The sequence below is a fragment of the Lewinella sp. LCG006 genome (assembly GCF_040784935.1).
GTDB lineage: Bacteria > Bacteroidota > Bacteroidia > Chitinophagales > Saprospiraceae > Lewinella.
Genome location: NZ_CP160680.1, coordinates 2,168,673 through 2,190,284, shown reverse-complemented (window position 1 = coordinate 2,190,284; position 21,612 = coordinate 2,168,673). Strand labels below are relative to the sequence as shown.

14 protein-coding genes are annotated in these 21,612 nt (G+C 46.6%); 11 read left to right on the top strand and 3 right to left on the bottom strand.

The features are described from left to right. Positions 1-87: 87 nt before the first annotated feature. The gene (locus AB0L18_RS07545; RefSeq protein WP_367391979.1) at positions 88-2,724 is read right to left on the bottom strand and encodes an ATP-binding protein; all 2,637 of its coding nucleotides are present in this window, start codon (positions 2,722-2,724) and stop codon (positions 88-90) included. A 237-nt stretch (positions 2,725-2,961) separates the two neighbouring features. Between AB0L18_RS07545 and AB0L18_RS07540 the strand changes: the two genes are divergently transcribed. From AB0L18_RS07540 to AB0L18_RS07505, 8 genes are all read left to right on the top strand, one after another. Further along, positions 2,962-3,714 carry a LytR/AlgR family response regulator transcription factor gene (locus AB0L18_RS07540; protein ID WP_367391978.1) on the top strand — a complete coding sequence of 251 codons (753 nt, stop codon included), beginning with the start codon at positions 2,962-2,964 and terminating at the stop codon, positions 3,712-3,714. A gap of 175 nt (positions 3,715-3,889) precedes the next feature. Continuing rightward, the gene (locus tag AB0L18_RS07535; RefSeq protein WP_367391977.1) at positions 3,890-4,585 is read left to right on the top strand and encodes a DUF2064 domain-containing protein; all 696 of its coding nucleotides are present in this window, start codon (positions 3,890-3,892) and stop codon (positions 4,583-4,585) included. 337 nt (positions 4,586-4,922) lie between these two features. Continuing rightward, positions 4,923-8,138, top strand: coding sequence for a SusC/RagA family TonB-linked outer membrane protein (locus AB0L18_RS07530; RefSeq protein ID WP_367391976.1), 3,216 nt, complete (start codon positions 4,923-4,925; stop codon positions 8,136-8,138). A gap of 235 nt (positions 8,139-8,373) precedes the next feature. Beyond that, positions 8,374-9,825, top strand: coding sequence for a SusD/RagB family nutrient-binding outer membrane lipoprotein (locus AB0L18_RS07525; protein WP_367391975.1), 1,452 nt, complete (start codon positions 8,374-8,376; stop codon positions 9,823-9,825). Between the two features lie 244 nt (positions 9,826-10,069). Continuing rightward, a complete protein-coding gene (locus tag AB0L18_RS07520; protein ID WP_367391974.1) occupies positions 10,070-11,431 on the top strand; it encodes a sodium:solute symporter in 1,362 nt (453 codons plus the stop codon). After that, positions 11,421-12,239, top strand: coding sequence for a metallophosphoesterase (locus tag AB0L18_RS07515; protein WP_367391973.1), 819 nt, complete (start codon positions 11,421-11,423; stop codon positions 12,237-12,239). Before AB0L18_RS07520 ends, AB0L18_RS07515 begins: the two co-directional genes overlap by 11 nt. 207 nt (positions 12,240-12,446) lie before the next feature. After that, positions 12,447-13,832, top strand: a complete 1,386-nt coding sequence (locus AB0L18_RS07510) for a hypothetical protein (protein ID WP_367391972.1) — start codon at positions 12,447-12,449, stop codon at positions 13,830-13,832. Between the two features lie 546 nt (positions 13,833-14,378). Further along, positions 14,379-16,001 (top strand): hypothetical protein, encoded by a 1,623-nt coding sequence (locus AB0L18_RS07505; RefSeq protein WP_367391971.1) that lies wholly within the window; start codon positions 14,379-14,381, stop codon positions 15,999-16,001. Between the two features lie 163 nt (positions 16,002-16,164). On the opposite strand, the gene AB0L18_RS07500 is transcribed toward AB0L18_RS07505, so the two are convergent. Beyond that, complete coding sequence (locus tag AB0L18_RS07500) at positions 16,165-17,262, bottom strand: T9SS type A sorting domain-containing protein (RefSeq protein ID WP_367391970.1); 1,098 nt, start codon at positions 17,260-17,262, stop codon at positions 16,165-16,167. Between the two features lie 31 nt (positions 17,263-17,293). Between AB0L18_RS07500 and AB0L18_RS07495 the strand changes: the two genes are divergently transcribed. The 3 genes from AB0L18_RS07495 to AB0L18_RS07485 are packed head-to-tail and all read left to right on the top strand — an operon-like array spanning position 17,294 to position 20,658. Beyond that, positions 17,294-18,694: a hypothetical protein gene (locus AB0L18_RS07495; RefSeq protein ID WP_367391969.1), complete on the top strand. Its 1,401-nt coding sequence runs from the start codon at positions 17,294-17,296 to the stop codon at positions 18,692-18,694. A 58-nt stretch (positions 18,695-18,752) separates the two neighbouring features. Beyond that, on the top strand, positions 18,753-19,319 hold the full coding sequence (locus AB0L18_RS07490) for an RNA polymerase sigma factor (protein ID WP_367391968.1): 567 nt from the start codon (positions 18,753-18,755) through the stop codon (positions 19,317-19,319). Beyond that, positions 19,309-20,658, top strand: a complete 1,350-nt coding sequence (locus AB0L18_RS07485; protein WP_367391967.1) for a hypothetical protein — start codon at positions 19,309-19,311, stop codon at positions 20,656-20,658. The genes AB0L18_RS07490 and AB0L18_RS07485 overlap by 11 nt, the downstream gene beginning before the upstream one ends. 404 nt (positions 20,659-21,062) lie before the next feature. Here AB0L18_RS07485 and AB0L18_RS07480 read toward each other — a convergent pair whose 3' ends face one another. After that, complete coding sequence (locus AB0L18_RS07480) at positions 21,063-21,590, bottom strand: contractile injection system tape measure protein (RefSeq protein ID WP_367391966.1); 528 nt, start codon at positions 21,588-21,590, stop codon at positions 21,063-21,065. Positions 21,591-21,612: the final 22 nt, after the last annotated feature.

Sequence of the window (21,612 nt, the reverse complement as noted above, 5' to 3'; positions counted from 1 at the left end):
TGTATTCGTTATTAGTAAGATAGCCCTTTGAAGGTGTCCTTGGCAACATTTATTGATCAAGCGGTAAGCTGGTTGATCAAGTGGTCATCAGCTGGTCGTTTTGCTTAGTAATTGGTGCATTTTACGTAGTAGCTCATCCGTATCAAAAGGCTTCCCAATAAAGTCATCCATCCCCGCTTCGTAGCATCTTTCCACTTCTTCTTTCATTACATTGGCTGTCATAGCGATGATGGGAATGCGGGCTTTGCCGTTGTCGAGGGAACGAATTTTTTCGGTCGCTTCGTAGCCGTTCATCACAGGCATTTGCACGTCCATCAGGATGAGGTCATAGTCCTGGCTGCGGAGTTTTTCCAGGGCGATGGCTCCGTTTTCGGCCAGGGTTAGCTGTAAGCCTGGAATGGCGTCTTCCAGTTCTTCTTTGGCAACGATAGCGTTGAATTCATTATCCTCCACCAGGAGTATCTGTAGCACAGCCAGGTTGTTGGCCAAACTATCCCGCTCGACGGTTGACATGTCGGTGGGTTGGATGTGATCGGCTGCCGTCGCTAATGGGTAGGTGAGCGTGAAGTGAAACTGGCTGCCTTGCTCTTTCTGACTTTCTACCCAGATCTTTCCCCCCTGGAGTCCGACCAGCTTTTTGGAGATGCTTAAACCCAGTCCGGTGCCACCAAATTTGCGACTGGTATCGGAGTAGGCCTGTTCGAAGGATTCAAAAATCTTCTCAAGGCGGTCTGCTCCAATGCCCACACCGGTATCTGATACCGTACATTGTATTGCCAAGGAGTCCGCTGTTGGTGTCTCGGTTTGTAAGCGGATAGTCACTACGCCTTTCTCCGTGAATTTGATGGCATTACCCACGAGGTTGATCAGAATCTGGCGTAGGCGCGTGGGATCGCCTATTACCTCCGGCAAGTCCATCGGGAATTTCGTATATAGCTCCAGGCTTTTCTCTTCGGCTTTAAACTGCATCATATTCCGTACCAGGGTGAGCTCTTCAGCCAGGGAAAAGGGCGTTTCTTCCAGTTCAATCTTACCCGACTCAATCTTGGAGAGGTCCAGGATGTCGTTGATGATAAATAATAAGGAATCTGAAGACTGCTTAATCCCTTGTAGGTACGGTAATTGTTGCGCTTGCGGTTCGCGCCTTAAGAGGATATCTGTCATGCCCTTGATGGCGTTCATGGGCGTACGTATCTCGTGGCTCATGTTGGCGAGGAACTGGTGCTTGGCTTTTTCGGAGGCCTCGGCTTTTTTCTTTTCGGCTTTTATCAATTTGTTTTTTTCCTCCAGTTGCGTTTTTGTTTTTTGGACAAAACGGTAGCGGGAGTACATGCCAAATGCGATGATGGCAGCAATTACCCCAAAGGCCAAGAAGATGTTGCGGCTGTTTTTCTGTCGGCTGATTTCTTTTTGTAAGACGAACTTTTGCTGTAGTTTTTGTTGTTCGACGCGGAGGCTGTCGGCGAGGCGCTGCTGTTCGTACTGGAACGTGAGTTCCTGTTTGGTCACTTGCTGGCTGTTGCGGAGTTGGGTTATTTCATCACGGGTGCTGACGTATTTTTGATAATACTCAAAAGCCTTTTTATCATTGCCCAGGGCCGTGAATGCCTTGTAGATATTTTCATAACTCTGCAGGGAGCTGTATTGATTTGCCTTCGTTATTTCTATACCTGACAAGGCTGCCGCAATGGCGTTGTTGTATTGCTTTAGCCCCAGATAAGCACTGGATAATTCAGAATAATAGATTCCAACATTGTAATTTGTATTAACCGGATCACTGTCATAGTAGGCTTTTATATCCAATAATTCTTTGAGTGCATCCGAGTGATTGCCTTCCAGGTTTTTTACACCCGCACTTAACCAGCGAGCCTTTGCCATACAAGGCTCACAGTTTTGTTTGTCCTCCATAAAAACCATGGCAGAATCCAGATATATCTTCGCTTTAGCCAAGTCTTCTTTTTCTTTATTCATAAAACCCAGGCCAATCATGGCGGATCCGATGGCTGGGTCGAAATTGCTTTTTTTTGCGTGGTCTAATGAGGAAAATAGGTAGCGCTCTGCTTCCTCATAATTGCCTATTTGTGAATGGACGCCCCCGGCAATATCCAATATCTCTGCCAGGACGAAGTGGTTTACAGGCTTGCTTTCCTCGGCAATCTCGATGGCCTTTAGCGCCAGTTCGAGCGATTCGGGCAAGCGGGATTTTTTATAATAGGCCAAGACCAAGTTGGAATAGAGCGGTATCTGCTCAGCAACTAGTGTATCCAAGGAAAGGTTGTTCTCCAAAAGGGTAACCATATTAAGTCCTTTGCAACTTCTTAAAAGAAATAGGGAAGCAAAAGCACTGTTGTAATCTTTAAATTTCATGGAGACTTCAAAAGCCTCTTCACCGATAGTACAGGCCTTGTCCAGCTCTTTGGTATAGAAAATATATGTACCTGCTGCCAAGGAAAGGAAGCGACCCATGTATGCTTCCTTTCCCGTTTTTGGGGCAAGTTCTATTGCTTCCTGAAGGCCTGGTGACCACCGTCTTGCTTCGGGATTATAGCCTTCATTCTCTAATGGATTGAACCGCTGGTAAAAAGCCTCTACCCTTACTTCGTCGCTGTTCGTCTTGTCCGACCAGATGGCGAAAAGAGAGTCGGCACGGGTAGGCTGTGCTTTTGCAGGAACAGCAAGGAATACTACCCCAATCAATAAAAAGACATACTGGAAGTATTTCATGTTCATTTGCTACTTAGTGCGTCAACAGAAATAGATAGTTGGTCTCAAAAAAGAAATTTTAAAAAACACCATCTTAGGCGCACTTTCTGCCATCGATTTGTGTCGCAACGCTAATTATTAATAACAATAAAGAAAAAAAATGCTATTTTTAAAAGCAATTTCTACTTATCTATCGGTAGCATCGTTTATCAAACGGCTGTAAAATAAGTTGCTGTTTATCAATTTTTTAGATGATAAATGAACATACGCAGTATCATAATCGATGATAATCCTTTTAATATAGAGGTGCTTTCTGATCTTCTTCAGGAAAATGACATTAAGGTGAATTTGGTGGGGACTGCTAAAAACGGGAAGGAAGGCCTGGAATTGATCTCTTCGGTGCAGCCAGACTTGGTTTTTCTGGATGTAGAAATGCCTGATATGAATGGGTTTGAAGTATTAGCCTCATTAGATAAAATTAATTTTAGAACCATTTTTGTAACAGCGCACAGTCATTACGCAATTCACGCTATTCGGTTTAATGCTTTAGATTACCTGGTAAAACCCATTGACCAAAAAGAGTTGAACCTTGCTATCCGACGATTCCGTTCAAATAGTAATGCTGACCATCAAAACCAGATGAAGAATGCTTTAAAGAATATGGAAAGAAAGAATGCGCTGGATCAGGTACTTTTCCTTCCCACCCAGGAAGGAGGTATAAAAATGGCATTGCGCGACATCATCAAGATAGAAGGTGATAGAAATTACAGTACCTTTTACTTATCGACCAATAAAACTAAAATATCCTCCAAGACATTAGGGCACTTCGAAGAGATACTAACAGACAAAGGATTTTTCAGGTGCCACCGTTCATTCATCGTTAATTATCATCATATTGATAAAGTTCAAAAAGATTTTTTTTCAATGAAAAATGGAGAAAATATACCTATTTCAAGACGACGGAAGGTCGATGCAAGAGATTGGTTTTCAGTGGTTAAGTCTAAAAAGTAAACAAATAAAAACCATGAATTGAATTCATCCATGAATTCAATGTAGCCGAAGTCACAACATTTAGTACAGCAGCAGGCATCTGTAGCATCACTTAAGTTCCGCCCCACCAACTTATAAATTTTGTCCTAATTAAGACGATTACAACCGCTAATTGTTGGTATCATTGCGGATAGTTATGGGCTTAATAGAACAGCAACAAACCGCCATTTTATTTTTTAGTCGCAACCCTCAGGAAGAGGCTACTACTAAAAAATTCACCTTCCGACGCAGTCAGGAGGCAATTCGTGTTTTGCTGAAACATAGTTTGCGACAAGCCCGCAAAACCAAACTCCCGCTTTTTACCTGCTACAGCGCTCAACAAAGCGGCGACACTTTCGGCGAACGTCTGACCAACGCATTGGAAGGTGTTTTTAAAAATGGTTACGATAATGTATTGGTGATTGGCAATGATAGCCCTGGCCTGAGTGCAGGGCTATTGCACAAAGCCAATAGGGCCTTGCTTACGGGGCAATTGGTGCTGGGGCCAGCACTCGATGGTGGTGTCTACCTCATTGGTATCAATCGCGCCGCCTATGATCGCCATCTGTTCTTGAATCTTCTTTGGGAGACGCCAGATTTGCAGGCTTCCTGGCAGCACTATATCTCCGAAAAAAACTTATCCGTTACTCGCCTTTGTGGGTTAACCGATATTGATACAGCTGCTGATTTCTGGCATTTTTTCCGGCATTACCAAACGGGGCTTGTCGCCCGCCGGTTAAGTGCTTGTTTGCAAGAGGGAACTGCTTTCAGCGTTTTGTTGAAAATCACCACGATTCCCTTACTGCGAATTATCACCTTTCCTCAGCATCGTGGCCCACCCGTTTGGGACTGATAACGATGTACTTCTTCAAGGAATAAGTTCTTCTTTTCTCTGGTACCACACTCGGTATAGGTAGCACTATCCAGCTGCCCGTCCTGTGTCTTTACCAGATCATTAGACTTGTTCGTCCGGGGGGCTTTGGTGGGAAGACGTAGCTGTCTTTTGTTCCCGCAAGCGAACAAAGTGGGAACATAGCCTTAGCTACGTGACCACTTTGGTTGCGAAGTGGGAGCAGAAGAGAGCAAGTCCGCCCCCAAATGTTCCCGGCCGAACAAGTCTATTATTCTATTAATTACACTCAGGGCTTGCCTCTCATCAGGCAGGAGTCCTCTGTTATTCAATATTTTTTATGAAAATCTTTTACACACTAAGTCTGCTGCTTTTTCTAAGCATCGGATTGCAGGCTCAAAATCTGCGGGTTTACGGAACGGTCACTGATCTGGAAACCGGTGAAACACTCACAGGGGTAAGTATTCAGGAAAAAGGTACTGTTCGCGGTACTACCACTGACCTCGATGGTAAATATGAACTGACGATCAGTAAACCCGAAGTAGTGTTGGTCTTTACCTATGTGGGGTATAAAGCCAGCGAAGTACCTACCATGGGCGTCGGGGAATACTCCGTAAAACTCTCCTCTAGTACGACCTTGCTCAATGAGGTGGTCGTGACGGCCCTTGGTCTGGAGCGTTCTTCTCGCGACCTGGGTTACGCAGTGCAGCGCATTGACGGCAGCGATATTTCCGATGTGAAATCGCCCAATTTTGTTGACAATCTGGCGGCTCAGGTAGCTGGTGTTACCGTCAGTCAGGGCGCCACCGGGGTAGGGTCTACTTCCAAGATTACGATTCGGGGGGAAGCTTCCTTCACCAACAATAATCCACTCTTTGTGGTTGATGGTATTCCGATCAATAACAACTCGATTATCAACTTTACTAACGATGCTGCGGCGGGATTCCAGGAAGTGGATTTTGGGAATGGCGGTATGGAAATCAATGCAGATGATGTCGCGTCGGTGTCGGTACTCAAAGGCCCAAGTGCGGCTGCATTATACGGTACGCGTGCGGCCAACGGTGTCATCATCGTAACCACTAAAAATGGCACTGAGCGTACAGGACTGGGGATCAGTTTTAATTCTACCACATTCGTGGAAACGGCGTTTCAGCTACCGGAATTTCAAAATAGCTATGGTCAGGGAAATTCTGGTCAGTTTGCTTTTGTGGATGGCCTGGGCGGTGGCACGAATGATAACATCAGCTACAGCTGGGGCCCACGCCTCGATGCGGGTGTGTTGGTGCCTCAGTTCGATAGCCCCGTCACAACCATCGATGGGAAGGTCGTACGTGGTGGCGATGTAGCGGTACACGGCGGTGCTCCGATTACGCCCACCCTCTTTGAGTCTCACCCTGATAACCTCAAAAACTTCTACGAAACCGGTACTACCACCATCAACAACCTGGCAATTGGTGCCGGAGATGAACGCGGCAATTACCGGCTCTCCTTCACGGATATGCGCAGCAATTCCATTATTCCCGGCGTCAATCTGGATCGACAAACCATCGCTGCCAAATTGGGTTTTCGCCCAACGGATCGCTTGCGGATCAACGCTTCTATCAACTACATCAACTCCAATAGTGATAACCGTCCGGCCAATGGCTACGGGTCGGAAAATATCAACTACTCACTGGTCGCCTGGGGCCCACGTTCACTTAATATAGACAACCTGAGGGATTACTGGCAGCCCGGCTTGGAAGGTATTCAACAATACAGTTTCAATTATACCTTCTTTGATAATCCCTATTTTATCCTTCTGGAAAACCGCAATTCCTTCCAACGCGATCGAGTATTTGGCAACCTCTCGGCGGCCTATGATTTTGGTGACAAGTGGGAACTCATCTTCCGCACCGGGATGGATTACTCGGACGAAGACCGCCGCTTTTTACGCAACTTCAGTTCCAACCGCTTTAGCAATGGAGCCTACGCGGAGCACAATGTCTTTTACCGGGAAAACAACACCGACCTGTTGCTGAACTTCCACGATCAGCTCGGTGATTTCTCTGTTGATATTTCTGCTGGAGCGAACCGCCTCGACCAAGTGGCGCAAACTTCCCAGTCGCAGGCCCTCAGTTTGGCGCAACCCGGAATTTTCAAATTGACCAATGCGGCCTCTCCCATTGAAGTCTTTGACTTCAGTTCGCAGAAGCGCATCAACAGTGTTTATGGGATCGCGAAGTTGGGCTATAAAAATTTCCTTTTCGTAGACATTACCGGACGCAATGATTGGTCGAGCGCTTTGGCTACGCCACGTTCTACCGACAACACCTCTTTCTTCTACCCTTCTGTTTCGAGCAGTTTGGTGCTTTCCAACCTGATTGAGTTGCCCCAGGTGGTTTCCTTTGCCAAGCTGCGTGCAAGTTGGGCACAAGTAGGGAACGATACAGGCCCTTACCAAACGACGGGTGCTTTTGTTGCGCAGACTCCCTTCAGTGCACAACCTACCTTCAGCGCACAGTCGCTGATTGCCAACGGCAACTTGCTGCCAGAAGAAACCAGCTCCGTAGAGTTCGGCGCTGATCTTCGCTTCAAAGACGACCGCATTCGTCTGGATGTGACTTATTACGATGCACGTACCAACAACCAGATCATCGCGCTGCCGGTGCCTATTTCTTCAGGCTACAGCGAGCAGGTCGTCAATGGCGGTGAAGTGCGTTCCCGTGGTGTCGAGGTGATTTTGGGATTAACCCCTATTTATAAAACCGACTTCCGCTGGGATGCTCAGGTCAACTTTAGTACCAACCAGGCAACAGTGGAAGAATTGCCTTCCGGAATTGATCGCCTGACGCTGGCCTACTCTCGGGTATACGACAACGTCAATCAAACCGTCTGGTTCCAGGTAGAAGAAGGTGGCCGCATCGGTGATATGTACGGTACGGGCTACTTACGCAACGATAATGGCGACTTCATCATTGATGGCAACGGTCGTTATATTGTCGATAACAACCTGCAATTACTGGGCAACTATAACCCTGACTTTATCCTCGGCTTTAGCAATCGGTTTACCTATAAAAACTGGAACCTTGGTTTGCTGTTGGATTGGCGCCAGGGAGGCGTGTTGGTGTCTCGTACCCAAGCTTTGGCAGGTGTCGCTGGGCAATTATTGGAAACCGAAAACCGCCCTGACGAAGGCATCATCGCCGTCGGTGTGGTGAATACCGGAAGCCAGGAAAATCCCGTGTACAGCCCTAATACGACCGCGGTGAGTGCAGAGAGCTACTACCGCCAGTACTACGACCGCAACCACGAGGAGAACAATACGTACGATGCTTCTTACCTCAAGATTCGGGAATTCAGCCTGGGGTATACCTTCGAAAACAGAGGCGCATTCCTGCGGGAAGGCCGCTCACTGAAGCTGTCGCTGATTGGTCGTAACCTCTACGCCTTCTCGGCCATCCCTCATTTTGATCCTGAGCAATTGGCGGTACAAGGTTCGCAATTTGTGAGTGGTGTAGAGGATATGTCTTACGCTACCACCCGCAGTTGGGGATTGAAAGTAGGACTCAACTTCTAGAGGGGCATACTTCGTGAACAATTAGCCACAGAGGCACGGTGGCACGGAGGTTTTTTAGGAGGTTTTAATAAAAACCTCTGTGTCCCTACCTGCAAGGCCAGCTTGCTGGCAGGCAGGTTCGTACCTCCGCGGCAAAAAAAAAACTTTCGTGGCCTTCCGTGTTTTAGTGCCTTAGTGGCAAAAAAATGAGCGGGATTTTCCGTCTCAAATTATTCAAGACTTTAACATCAAAAAGATGAAAAATATAAAATACCTCTTCCTTTTCGGTTTTCTGATCAGCCTGCTGGCTTGTACGGAAGGCTTCGAGGAAATCAATACCAACCCCAATGCACCCATTGAAGTGCAACCTGGCTTATTGTTGCGCCAGGTGATTTACGACTACGGAGACGAAATGTCTTACGAAGGATTTGTGGCCGGCAACCTATTGGGGCAGTATTTTACTGCCATTGACTTTAACTTATTTGACCGCCATAGCCTTATGGAGCCGCAGGTAGGGGGCAATCCATGGCCAATCCTTTATACCAACCTGCGCGACAATGAGCTTATTCTGGAACAGGTGAAAGCCAACGATGCTTTAGCCGTTTACGAGGGGCCAGCCCTGATCATGAAAGCCTATCTGACGATGGCACTCACCGATATTTTTGGCGACGTTCCCTACAGTGAAGCCTTAAAAGGTGCACAAGGAGAAGTAAGTCCGGCCTACGATGCACAAGAAGCTATCTATACCGCTCCGGCGGGAATTTTGGCCAACCTGGAGGCTGGCGTAGCTGCGTTGGAAAATTACCAGGGAAGCATTCCTTTGTCAGGTGACATTCTTTTCGGTGGTGACCTATCGGGCTGGGTACGTTTTGCGAATTCTTTGCGCATAAAAGCCCTGATGCGTATTGCTGACCGGCAGGATGTTGGTGCTGATTTGCAGGCACTCTATGACGCAGGCAACTACCTGAGCACCAATGAGCAGAACGCGACCTTTGATTTCACCGACGGGCAGCCCAACAACTTCCGAATGGCCAACCTGCGGGCTGGAGATTTCAACCTTTTCATTATGTCAGCAACCATCCAGGAAATACTGACCGAACTGGAAGATCCTCGCCAGGCCGTGTGGTTTCGCCCCATTGGTAATGACCCTGGTCAGACCCAATACCAAGGACTGCTCAACGGCCCCGACGCCTCCCAAACATCGATCTCGGTCGCTGATTACTCGCTGACAGGCACCATCTTCCGGGAACATACCGGCGATCTTGATGCCAACTTCCTGACGGCTTGGGAGACGCACTTCTTCCTGGCGGAAGCAGCCGAACGCGGCTTGATCAATGCTGACGCTCAGGCCTTGTATGAGCTGGGCGTAACACAAGCTTTTGCCTACTGGCAAACGCCATTACCGACTGATTACCTTAGCACTGGTGCTGCGGCCTACGGTCTCAACGGTGCCAATAAGATCGAGCAAATCATCACCCAAAAGTGGTTGGCCAACATCATCAATGGCTACGAAGGCTGGATTGAATATCGCAGAACAGGCTTTCCTGCACTGAAGACCATTGCCGCCAGCTTGAATAACGACTTGATCCCCGTGAGGATGCCTTACCCTACGGAGGAGGCAGCTCTGAATGCGGCCAATTACACCACCGCGGCAGCCGCTACCAATGACAATAGCATCAACAGCCGGGTGTGGTGGGATGTGGATTAATTGTGGTGTTGGTTGTCGTGTAGTGGAGACGTGATGCATCGCGTCTCCACTGCACCACCGTGTGGGCATGAATGTATGATCGCATTGGTACGATTTAGTATTCTGATCGTACAATCGTATTGGTACGATTAGGGTGCGTTGATCGTATAATCGTATTGGTACGATTGGGTACGAGGTAAGGGGATGATCGCACGACCGCCACCGCACCTTACACCATCGCACCTCGCACCAAAAAACGTAAAATATGGAACCCATCCACTGGCAGTGGCTTTTGATTACCGGTTTTGGCCTGGCCTTTTTCTTTGCGGCTCCGCTGTCGCGGACGGTAGCCAGTTTTTTTAGTGCTGCGGCTGGTGATGGCCAGCAACCAGGCGTTTTTTTGCTCACCAGCAGCCTGGTGATCTCCTGGATTTTTGCTAAATCGATTACCAATGCGGCTAACCTGGGGCTCTCCTTTGGCATTGTCGGAGGGGTAGCTTATGCGGCCTATTATCTGTCCTTTGTCGTGGCGGGGATCATTATCTATCAGCTCCGCGTAAAGGGAGGTTTTGGGAGTATTCACGAATTCTTGGCCAGCCGGTTTGGGCATGCTGCCGTCATTGTTTTCTCGCTATTGGTTGGGTTTCGTTTGTACAACGAGGTCTGGTCCAACACCATGGTCATTGGCAGTTACTTTGGCGAGGTGGGGAGTGCCAATTACTATTGGTCGATACTGGTCTTTACGGCGCTCACGCTGGCTTACACCCTCAAAGGTGGGCTGCGCAGTTCGCTGCTTACGGATGCTATTCAGATGGTACTTTTTGGAGTGCTGTTATTTATTGTACTAGGGCTTATCTTGCCCAGTACCAAAGGAGGTGTGACCACCTATTTGCAATCAGGCGAATGGAGTTTGGGTGGTGGTCTTAACCTCCTTTTTGTCGCCTTTATCCAGGTCTTCAGTTATCCCTTTCACGATTCGGTAATGACCGACCGGGGCTTTATCAGTGATCCAGCGACGACCCGCAAGAGTTTTTTTCTCGCAGCGGTGATCGGTTTTTTCTGCATCCTGCTTTTTAGCTTTGTAGGAATCTATGCGCAGACGAAGGGGCTGGCCGGACAAGCCGCGGTAGAGGTAAGTAAGATTATGGGGGTAGGTGCCATGTTGGTGATGAATTTTATCATGATCACTTCCGCAGCTTCGACGCTGGATTCGGCTTTTGCCTCTGCGTCGAAGCTGTTTGTGGTGGATTTGGGTAAACCCGAAAACCAGACCGTTAGCCGCGGGCGATGGGTGATGGTGCTCTTTGCCGTGGCGGGCACGCTGCCCATTTTCTTCAATCCGGAAATATTGTCTGCCACCACTGTGAGTGGCACGATGGTACTAGGTTTGGCGCCCGTGTTTATCTTTTGGAAATTACGGGCGGGGCCATGGTCTTTTCATTTAGCCGTAGGGGCGGGCATCCTGGCGGGGCTGGTACTTGCTTTTGGTGTGTTTCCCGCCGAATGGGTATGGTTTCCTGGAAAATATGGCGACTTGCTGACAGTAAACATACTCGGTACGCTGGCTTGTATTATCTTGTTCCTGGTTCCGTTTATTATGCAAAAAAATAGCAACAGTGCAGGTTAAAAACATAGGTGTTCTACATGGTAAGGTGCTTGTTTTTGGAGGCGTGTACAGCAATTTGCAAGCCTTGGAAAAAATGATGGCTATTGCCATTGATCTTGGCATTACCCCTGAGAATATTATCTGTACGGGTGATATCGTTGGTTACTGCGCTGATCCGGAAGCCGTTGTTCAAAAGGTCAAATCTTGGGGTATACACAGTATTGCAGGAAACGTAGAACTCCAATTACGCGATGGCGAAGAGGACTGTGGCTGTGATTTTAATGATGGTAGCCGCTGTGATATTTTTTCCCGCCAGTGGTATCCTTTTGCACAATCGGTTTTAAGCCCAGACGCTATTCAGTGGATGCATCAATTGCCGCACCACTTGGAATTTCAATACGCTGGCCTGAAGGGCCGAGTAATACATGGTTCTACGACGGAAGTATCAGGTTATATTTTTGCTTCTACTCCCTGGGCGGAAAAGGCTAAACACTTAAGTGCAGCGAAGGCTGATTTTATCCTTGGCGGACATTGTGGCCTACCCTTTAGTGAAGAAAAAAAAGAAAAGTACTGGTTGAATCCCGGTGTCATCGGGATGCCCGCCAATGATGGCACTCCCCGCGTATGGTACATGCTCCTCGATGATCGCAATGGTTTTGATTTTGAGCACCATAGCTTTGAATACGACCATGCCACTGCTTCCGCGCAGATGCGTGCACACAAGTTACCCGCCGCCTACGCTCTTACGCTGGAAACAGGACTTTGGGACAATTGCGAGATTCTTCCTCCGGAGGAAACTGCTGCCCAGGGGCAGCGGATTTCTTTTTAGCGAATGGTTTAGGTATAAAGTAGGGGTGCGAAATATTGGCATTTTACCTGTGCTTGGGCTTTGGCATCGCCATGCCTTCGGCGCAGCCCAAGCGTATTATCCTCGCTCGGGCTGAGAACCAAGCCACGTGCGTCGCAAAAATAAGATTGACGCAACTGAGTAATGAAAGATTATTAGGATATCGCAAAATCACAGCAATAATTATCTATGAATAGATTGCAAAGTTATTTATTGACAATTTTATTGTTGGCCATGCTATTTCAGGGCTGCCACTCGGTTGAAGATTCTGTGTCACGGCTCAGAAAAGTCGATTTATTATCATATGAATTTACAGGATTTACTGGTTCTACTGATACGGCATATAAAGATTATGAACAACTAAAAAAGCTGACTATTGAGAGATTACTAAATCTTTATGAAGAAACAGATAATACAGTGTTCAAAGGATATTTAGGTTGGGCATTGATTGATAAGAAATACGATCGTTTCGTGAGCTTTTTCGAGAAGACTCGAATTGATACAACTAGAATAACTGTGATGTCAGGCTGCATTATGAGCGATGATGTATTAAGTAATATTTTGTATAATAAGTTAATCACAGAAAGATATGAGGCTATTGAACCTAGCTATATCTCAACTACAGTTAATTCGGTTGACAGTATTATCCTAAGTAGCTCACTAAGAGACAGATTGTTTTATAGAGTTATGCAGAGGAATGCAGAAGAGCAAAAATCTTATAATTTAATCAAGGAGATAGCCTTTTCTAATAATAAAACTGCTATTGTTTATTTAGCCAGATTTCAAAAGGAAGACGATTTAGAGTTTTTACACAAACAAAAAGAGCTAATTCCTCAAGTTGTAGTTTGTTTTCCTCACCATTCTTTTCGAGAAATTCTAAATGATGAGATGAATTCATATCAGTGCGGTGAAAATGGCTACAACCGTATTCTGGCTGGATATTTGATGACTGGAAATCCATTTGAGAAAATCATAGCGAAGTTAAGAAGCGAGTGCACTGATATTGAGACTCGTAATTTACTTATATCAAGTGCTAAGTACACAGAGAATAAGCCAATAGATGCCTTAATTGAGTATAATTGGAAAAATTATAGAGAAATCAGCGACACGGGATTCAGACATTTACAGTTGAGCAGGGGTGAGGAAATACAAGATATTATACTTGATGGGGCAATAAATGGTAAAGGAGAATTCAGTTTTATTTGTTCAGATTATGAATTTGATCTTAAGAAGGCTCTTTTTCAAGAGTTGGAAAACCTACCTGATAGTGTCAAAGCAGAAGTAATTGTTAGCTGTGTGAAAAATATGAACTCTCATGATTTGTATTCTCTTCAAATATTGAGTGAGTCGATTAAGGCTCCCTCTGATAATTTCTTAAATACGATGATAGATCAAATTGGAGTAAGCCAATACGCATTTCGAATGTCGAAGATACTTGACTTAGTTAAGCCTCATCTTTCTTTTTTAGACAAAGACAACTTGGTTAAATTGTTTAGAGAAAACACTAATTGGGATACAGGAAATTGGGCGTCACACTTCAGAAAAGATTTTAAGGAAATGAAAATTGATATATAAAGCGTAGAGCTTTAGCACCTATCCAGGCTTTAGCATCGCCTCTATTGGGCGGAGCATGCTTGTGTGTAACAGGACTTGCTGGCTGATTCACTAGTAGCCTCCAGCGAGACACATTTTAGAATACCACCCATTACAAAGATGGCATAGGTCAAATTGACCTTTGGATGTAGTTTTGAAAAAGTTGTAGAACCAGTCAACAATGGTCAGCTGGGTAACCACCCCCGATTCTGCGAATCGACCCCGACAGCGGGGTACATGGGCGGGCCGTGGCCCGTAAGTAAGTACAAACAACAGTGCCTAAGGCGTAAGCCGGAGCACGGCGGACGGGATCGGCATGGTCCCAAAACTTAATTTTCCCGAAACCTCAATTTTGATGTACAGTATTTATTTGTTTAAAAATCAATGTATTACGTATTGATTATCCTCTTGGAAAGTGTTTTGCTTTAGCACTTCTGGCTCGAAGCCTAGAAAAAATTGAACGCGCAAACAAAAGGAGAGGCGGGTAATATTGTAGTGATTGTTTTTTTAAACTAAAACACCACTACAATGAAAAACTTAAAAATATTTTGGCTGATCTTAAGCTTTACCGTGCTAATGCTGCCAAGCCTAGAAAGTAAGCCCTCTGGTTTTGCAAGCAGCTTGCTTGACCTGAAAAAAAATCCTTGCGAGGAGCAACAAAAAGTCGTTGATGGCCTCATCAAAAAGATCAATGACCAAAATACGCCCGCAGCGGGGGAAGACAAAAGTCCCTTGGAAAAGGCGGAGGAAGAAATCGAAAGGAAACAGAACTGGTTAGATGATTTCCGTTGTAGCAAAGAACATGGTACCAATGTAAGGCAGGAGCGCCGTGACCGGGAAAATGCCCTGGATGGGTTACGCGAGAAGTATGCACAGATGCTGGCCATTACGGAACAACTCAAGGAAGAAATGGAAAAGTTCAAGACCGCTTGTAAAACCGCTTTGGAAGATGATGAGTCTAAAGAAAGCCTTGACTTGAAAGAATTCGAACTCATTTATCAGCGAGAAGAAGAAGCTTATCAAAAGAAACGAGAAGCACTCATTAAGGCTGCTGCCGACGAAGAGTTTATCCGCCAGATGGAAGAACTTTATAAGTGGGAGGAAGAGGAAGATTGCCCAAAGTATTATCTCCGTTTATTGAAAGAACTTGAGCGTAAAGTTGGTGAATCTGAGAGCGATTATCGTACACGACTCATTGACTTTCAGCGTCGCTACCCATGGAAACCCCCAACGGCAGAAATGCCGGAAGATGAGGCCAAAGAGCGCAATCGGCGGATCAACGATAAGTGGAACAAAGGCTTCTGGGAAAAAGTTAGAGACGCTATCAAGGCAAAAATAAAAGACCTCGAAGACAATGCACACGTCGTACCCGCGCCACCACAAGAAGAGAACGAACAGCCTAAGGAGGAGGATAAAAATCCCGATGACGAAAATGCTTTGCCTTGGGAAGACAGAAAGGAGCGGCAGCGCACGATTGATTATCGAGGTACGCTCTTCGGAGGCTGGCTCGTTGATCCAGGTGCCGCTACCTTTGAAATGGACCAGATGGATGGATTGCTAAAAAGCATCTATGAGCAGCCAGCTATCTATGAGCTGCTTGCGGAAGAGCTGGGAGGAGAATTTACACTAGGGACCTTCTCTACCGCTCCCGTTTTCACGGAAACGACCACTCGACCTGGCAAGCAGGGAGGGATTACGCTGACGAATGAGTTTTTGGCTCACTGCGAAATGGGTATCCAATTCACTTATAGCAATGCGATGACCGAAGCGCACTTTCCGGTAACAACCCTAAACTTTGGGAGTACCGACCCTACCCCGGTGACCGTTCAGGGTGATTATACCCTCCAGCAAAAATCGATGGGTTTGCGCACCGGTGGCAACTACCGCTTCTCCAATGGCTCATGGCAGCCGCTGCTAGGAGCATGGGCAGGAATCGTACAACAACATGAAACCGTAACGGCTACCATCGCTGATGTAAATTGGCAGCTAGGAGAAAAGACCAATACGGCATTTTCTTACGCGCTGGAAGCAGCTCTGCGTTGGCAATCGCCCGGCAGCATTTTCATCAACCTGCAAGGGCAGTGGAGCCAAACGGGGGGCAATAAAAATTATGGCATTGCTTTGGGCGTAGGCCTGCATTTTGGGGGATAAGTATTGTGCAAAGGAAGTAGAGGGATACGTGGCGATTACATCCCCGCTTTAGGTAAGGGGTATAGGGACTTCAACTATGCTGAATGCAAAGTCAACCCAAAATCAACCGTGACGATACTTCGCAAGAAGGGCCGTCACGGTTGTTTTTGGGGTAAAAAGCGCGTTATTCTTCTTGTTTAATAACCTTCAGCGTCTGGTAATTTTCAGGGGTTTGTACGCCAAAGAAGTAAGCCCCAGCAGGATAAACATCCATATCTATTTGCTGGCAATCTTGGCCAAACTGTTGAAAGACCCGCAGCAATTGCCCTTGATGATCAAACAGCTTGACCTCTTGGTCGCTTCCACCACAGAGTTGCAAGCTCTTCGTACAAGGATTGGGATAAGCCCGTAGCGAGGTGGCCGTAATTGCTGGTGCTTGAGTATTCACAATCAATAGGCTATCCGTCTCCACTTGGATGTCGATGACTTGTTCATTCAAGTTGATCAGTAAAGCATCATTGATATCAAACCCTGGGCTACCTTCCAGCAGAATCATGTCTTCGATGACGATGATGAACTTGCCTACGGGGCGGCTCATAGCCAGGGCACCTTGTCCACGGCCTGCAGCGGCAAACTCAAGCTGCCCGGAAAGCGGTGAGCGTCCAAAATCGACATTATTTGTACCAGCTCCGATGAACATCAAATCTTCGGAATTTTCTGCTGCCAGAAACCGCGTACTTGCTTCATTGATCATGGTAGGATCGAAAGCTATTTGACAAGCTATTGCCGTAGGGGGATTCGTGGGTGGAAAAACGGAGGGGTCTGGGATATGGAGAAAAATAGTGACTTCTACGGTATCTCCTGCGGTTGCTTCGGTGCGATTGAAGCGCAGTTCCAATGTCGGCCGTTCCTCTACCAGGAAGGTATCTGTAAGCAGGTAAGGTTGGGGCGGAGGTAATGACAATGTCTGCAGGCTGTCGTAATTTAAGGCGATGGCATCCAGGTCGAGCGAATCTATAATACCGTTGCCATCCGCATCGACGGAGACAAGATTGACCCCGCTGACGGGTAAATTGAGTCCCCAAAGCTCTGCTTCTTGGGGTTGCCAGTTTAGCGTCGCCTCAAATCTTATGGGGCCTGTTTGGCCATAAGCCACCCCCAGCGGCAGGAGGTCAAGGTAGTTGGCTGTTCCATCGTTGTTGAGGTCGCCCGGGAAAACAACCTGTGCCGGTAACAGGGTGCCACTGAGGATAAATAAGCAGAATAGGAGATTAAATTGCATTTTTGTAGGGTTGATGGATAATCGGCCCGTTATGGAGCAAAGTAAACTAGTGACATTGTTTCGCGTGCTTAGCAAGGCACAGTTGCAGCGTTTTTCGGAACGCCTGCCGGGAATGTTGGTTAATAAAAATACCAAAATTCTGGCATTATTCCTATATCTCCACCCCCTTGCTCCTCGATTTAAAGGGGATCAGATCAAAAAAGAGTCGATTGCTAAAGCGCTGAAAATTAGCACCAAAGAACTCGCTTACCGCTGTAGTGATCTTTTGCAAGCGTTGGAGCAGTGCATTGTTATCGATCAAGTGCTTAATGATGCTCCACGGCGAGAATTGCTTTTGTTGCAGTACTACCAAGAGGCAAAACTCGATAAACATTACCAAACTACTGCGCGACGGCTAAAAAAGTTATTAGATGATGCTCCCTATCAGGATGCCGATTACTGGGAATACTTGAGCCAGTTAAAAGAAAGCGAATTTCGGAGCCTGAGCAACTACGAACGGAATTATCACCCGGAATTACAGGCTGCTGCCGATGCTTTAGACCATGCTTACCTGGCCAAAAAACTCCCTTACCTTTTGGAGATGACGAATGCGGGGCTAGTGCTCGATATCCCCTATGAGCTACGACTGGCTGAAGATGTAAAAGCCTGGTCGGAGCAGCTCCCCTACCATCGAGCGGTGATCATTAAGCTTTATTCAGCCGTATTGAAAATGGTAGAACATCCTGCTGAAGAAGCCTATTTTCGCCAGGCAAACGAGTTGCTCAAAAATTATGAAACGGTGACTCCCCCCGAGCTGTTGAAAAATTTCTACACCTACTTGCTCAACCATTGTACCCAGCAAATAAGGATTCAGAATGATCCCTTGTATTACGAGTTTTATCTTGACCTGAATACCCACCTCATTGAAAAAGGGATGTTGCTGGAGCATGGTTTTTTGCCCCCATGGCGCTACAGCAACCTCGTCACAGTAGGCTTACGGACTGGCCGCATCCGCTGGACTTCTGATTTTCTTGAAAAATACCGAGCCTATCTGCCTACCGCAGCACAAGAAAACATTTACCACTACAACCTGGCCCACACCAGGTATTACGAAGGGGATTATGCAACCGCCCAAAGCTTACTGAACCAGCTGGATTTAAGCGACCTTCTACTGGCCATTGCTGCTAAAAATTTGCTGGTGAAGATATATTGGGAAAGCAAGGAAATCGAACTTTTGCTACACTTCCTGGAAGCTTATCGCGTTTATATTTACCGGCAAACATTAGCAAAGCCAAGCCTGAAAGCACAAGTGAAAGCGTTTATTACTGTGGTGCGACAAATGGCTAAAATACCTGCTTTTGAACCACAAAAAAGAAGCGACCTGGCGCAGCAGCTACCCCCCGTAACGGACATACTGGAACGAGACTGGCTGGAGAAGCAGTTGCTGAAGTAATCTTGAACAGTAGGCAACCATTTTTTGAAAACTCGCGTACGGGTTAAAAAACATCCGTTTGGAGGATAATAAGCGCCACCTACAACTGTTGCTTGAAGCTTGCCGGCAAGGTAATCGTTCTGGCCAGAAAAAGCTGTACCGGCTTTTCTATGGCTACGCCTTTAGTATTGCCTTGCGTTATGGAGACAATCGCGCGGAGGCAGAGGAAATCCTCAACGAAAGTTTTCTGAAGGTCTTCACCAGATTGGACCAGTACGATGATGCTTATGAGTTTAAAACATGGTTACGAAAGATTGTGGTCAACACGGCCATTGACTACCACCGCAAATACAAGAAACTGGAGGTTTACCCCGTAGCTGAAGAAGTAGCTATCACTGACGGAGAAAACGAAGGATGGAACAAGCTGCTTTACGAAGACGTTTTAGCGCATGTGCAACAACTGCCACCCCGTTACCGCCTGGTCTTTAACCTATACGTGATGGAAGGATTCAAGCATCACGAAATTGCCGAGCAACTCAACATCAGCGTGGGGACCTCCAAATCGAATTACGCGAAAGCGAGGAAAATTTTACAAAACAACATAAACCAAACGCCTTTGGCAAAACGCTACCGAGATGGACGATAAGTTTGAGGATAAGATTCGGGAGAGCCTGAATTCCCCGCCGGACTATCCATTTGAGGAACGCGTCTGGCAGGATTTAGAAGGGCGGCTTGATCAACTGGATAAAGGCGAGCCAAAATCAGGATTCCCCTTCTGGTGGCTGCCCATATTGGCGGCTGCAATCCCGCTGTTACTGCTGTTTTGGCTATGGGGAGCTTATCAACAACAAGGTGCCGAATTGGCCCATTTGCAACAAAGAACACCTCATGAGCAGGTGACCATCATGGACACCATCGTGCGCAGAACGGTTGTTGTGGAGTATGATACCATTTATCGTACCGTTTATGAGAAGCGCGGTACCCGTGATGATTCCAACGCAAAACAACAACTTTATCCAGCCTCTTCGCTGTTATCAGGAGCCCAGCCTTCTTCGCCCAGTAGTCTTTGGCCAGGAAAACCCGCTGCGAATGATGCTTACCTAAGCAGATTTTTTCCAACGCACACATCGCCTACTACATTAAATACCGGGCCAGGATTACCCGGGCCAGCCGCCGCAGAAAAAGACCTCTTGGCAGTAGGTGCAGCAAATTTGACCGAGGGAGAAACAACCAATACCAGGTGGAACCAAGGCCCCACAGCACGCTTACCTTTTCGTTTCTTTTTTCTGAATTATTCAGAAGAACAGGCCTTACCTGCCATTGTTGTCCCAACCATTGAACAAGGTAAAAAGACCTTGTCTGAACGCCTTGCGCCCGTTTTACCTTCGGCCGTAAAGATTGGATTTAGTGCGGGTACCTTTGCCGCAAGAGGACTGCCCGAGCTAGAGCAACAGTCTAATTTCTCTGGTGCACTTTTAGCAGAGCTTAGTTATAACCGCCATTTTAGTATTGTACTCGGAGCAGAATATCTGGCCAATACCTTCGGCCTCAAACACGATGACGACGTCGATTTTAGCGGTTTTCCTCTACTTCCTCCCAATACTCCGGGAGATGAGCTAGAAAAACTACAAGGCGATTTTCGCTATTGGCAAATCCCCTTGGGCATCAAATACCGGATGCTCGTGAAAAGGCGACTGAGCCCTTACCTGGGAGCAGGTCTCATGGCTATTCGGCCTACCCAATCACTCCTGAATTATGAATACGAAGGAAATGACAACTATTACTTGCTGAGCCAGGATAATATTCTAAACCGTCACCTCCTGCTCGAAGATGCTTGGCTAACGCTCGGATTTGATTATTACCTAGGTAAAAACTGGAGCGTTTTGCTTGACGCCAACGTGCAGTGGTCGTTCGGTGAAGCGAATAGTGTTATTGAAAAGCGAGAATTCTTGAAGGGGCGGTTGGGGTTTGGGTATGCGTTTTAGGGGGAGGTGAGTGAAATTAACAATAGGAACGCATTTGTCAAATGATGAAACTTACAGGCTTGTTTAGAATAATGATATTAACGCTACTCATTACTCAAGTGCTAAGCTGTCGAGAAGAATTGCAGAGCTTGATATTAACAATGAGGAGTTGAGATCGCACGAACCTGAGCTTCGTCAACTGATTATATCCAGAGGGGAAAAGAAGGTCAATGAACGACTATGGAGGTTGATGATTGATAAATAAAACATCGCTCATATTAGCCCGTAAGGTAAAGAGATGAAGAGGCTCTACCTCTTCTGGGTTATCGCAAGTTCCTCTTAGTTTAAAGCCGTGTAAATCCTGTTAAATCCCGTTAAATCCGTGTTCCATCCTATCTAACTATCCGTTTTTTAGAGAAATCACTTTACCCCATACTTGTCTTCCAATCCACCTCAACCCGCTTCTCCATCCATGGCAAATGAACAACAGAGATCGTCCAGGGCAGAAAGCTCAATATAATATCATAACCCTTAGGCTCGACCACAAGCCCCCAATGGTCTTCCTCTTCCTTCAAGAGCCCTTCACGCAGCAGAAAGGAAGCTCGCAAATTATCGACGCTCGAATTACTCATCTTGTCCCAGTTTTGCAGTACTGCATTAAGGAGGGATCTTACCATGCTGGCTTCTTCTTCCGTTATTTCAATGGAGGAAGGTACCGGGTAGTCCAGCGGCAACCCACAAAGAATTTTGTTGAAAAGCAGAAGATGTTCTTCCGTTTTTTGCTGCCCGGTAGCCAGGTATTGCAATAGGAGTACCGCCCGCTCCGCATCGGATGCTGTGATGAAAGAACCATCTTCCACCATACCCAGTTGCTGGAAAAATCTTGGAAGAAAAGGTGCCAGGATCACCAATCCTGCATTATCAATGTATAAGCCATCATTGAGTTCGTCCATGACAAGTATTGCTGTTTTGTTA

Excerpts from the sequence above, each read along its gene's own strand:
- AB0L18_RS07545 (WP_367391979.1), bottom strand. The coding sequence starts at position 2,724 with ATGAAATACTTCCAGTATGTCTTTTTATTGATTGGGGTAGTATTCCTT.
- AB0L18_RS07540 (WP_367391978.1), top strand. The coding sequence starts at position 2,962 with ATGAACATACGCAGTATCATAATCGATGATAATCCTTTTAATATAGAG.
- AB0L18_RS07535 (WP_367391977.1), top strand. The coding sequence starts at position 3,890 with ATGGGCTTAATAGAACAGCAACAAACCGCCATTTTATTTTTTAGTCGC.
- AB0L18_RS07530 (WP_367391976.1), top strand. The coding sequence starts at position 4,923 with ATGAAAATCTTTTACACACTAAGTCTGCTGCTTTTTCTAAGCATCGGA.
- AB0L18_RS07525 (WP_367391975.1), top strand. The coding sequence starts at position 8,374 with ATGAAAAATATAAAATACCTCTTCCTTTTCGGTTTTCTGATCAGCCTG.
- AB0L18_RS07520 (WP_367391974.1), top strand. The coding sequence starts at position 10,070 with ATGGAACCCATCCACTGGCAGTGGCTTTTGATTACCGGTTTTGGCCTG.
- AB0L18_RS07510 (WP_367391972.1), top strand. The coding sequence starts at position 12,447 with ATGAATAGATTGCAAAGTTATTTATTGACAATTTTATTGTTGGCCATG.
- AB0L18_RS07505 (WP_367391971.1), top strand. The coding sequence starts at position 14,379 with ATGAAAAACTTAAAAATATTTTGGCTGATCTTAAGCTTTACCGTGCTA.
- AB0L18_RS07500 (WP_367391970.1), bottom strand. The coding sequence starts at position 17,262 with ATGCAATTTAATCTCCTATTCTGCTTATTTATCCTCAGTGGCACCCTG.
- AB0L18_RS07495 (WP_367391969.1), top strand. The coding sequence starts at position 17,294 with ATGGAGCAAAGTAAACTAGTGACATTGTTTCGCGTGCTTAGCAAGGCA.
- AB0L18_RS07485 (WP_367391967.1), top strand. The coding sequence starts at position 19,309 with ATGGACGATAAGTTTGAGGATAAGATTCGGGAGAGCCTGAATTCCCCG.
- AB0L18_RS07480 (WP_367391966.1), bottom strand. The coding sequence starts at position 21,590 with ATGGACGAACTCAATGATGGCTTATACATTGATAATGCAGGATTGGTG.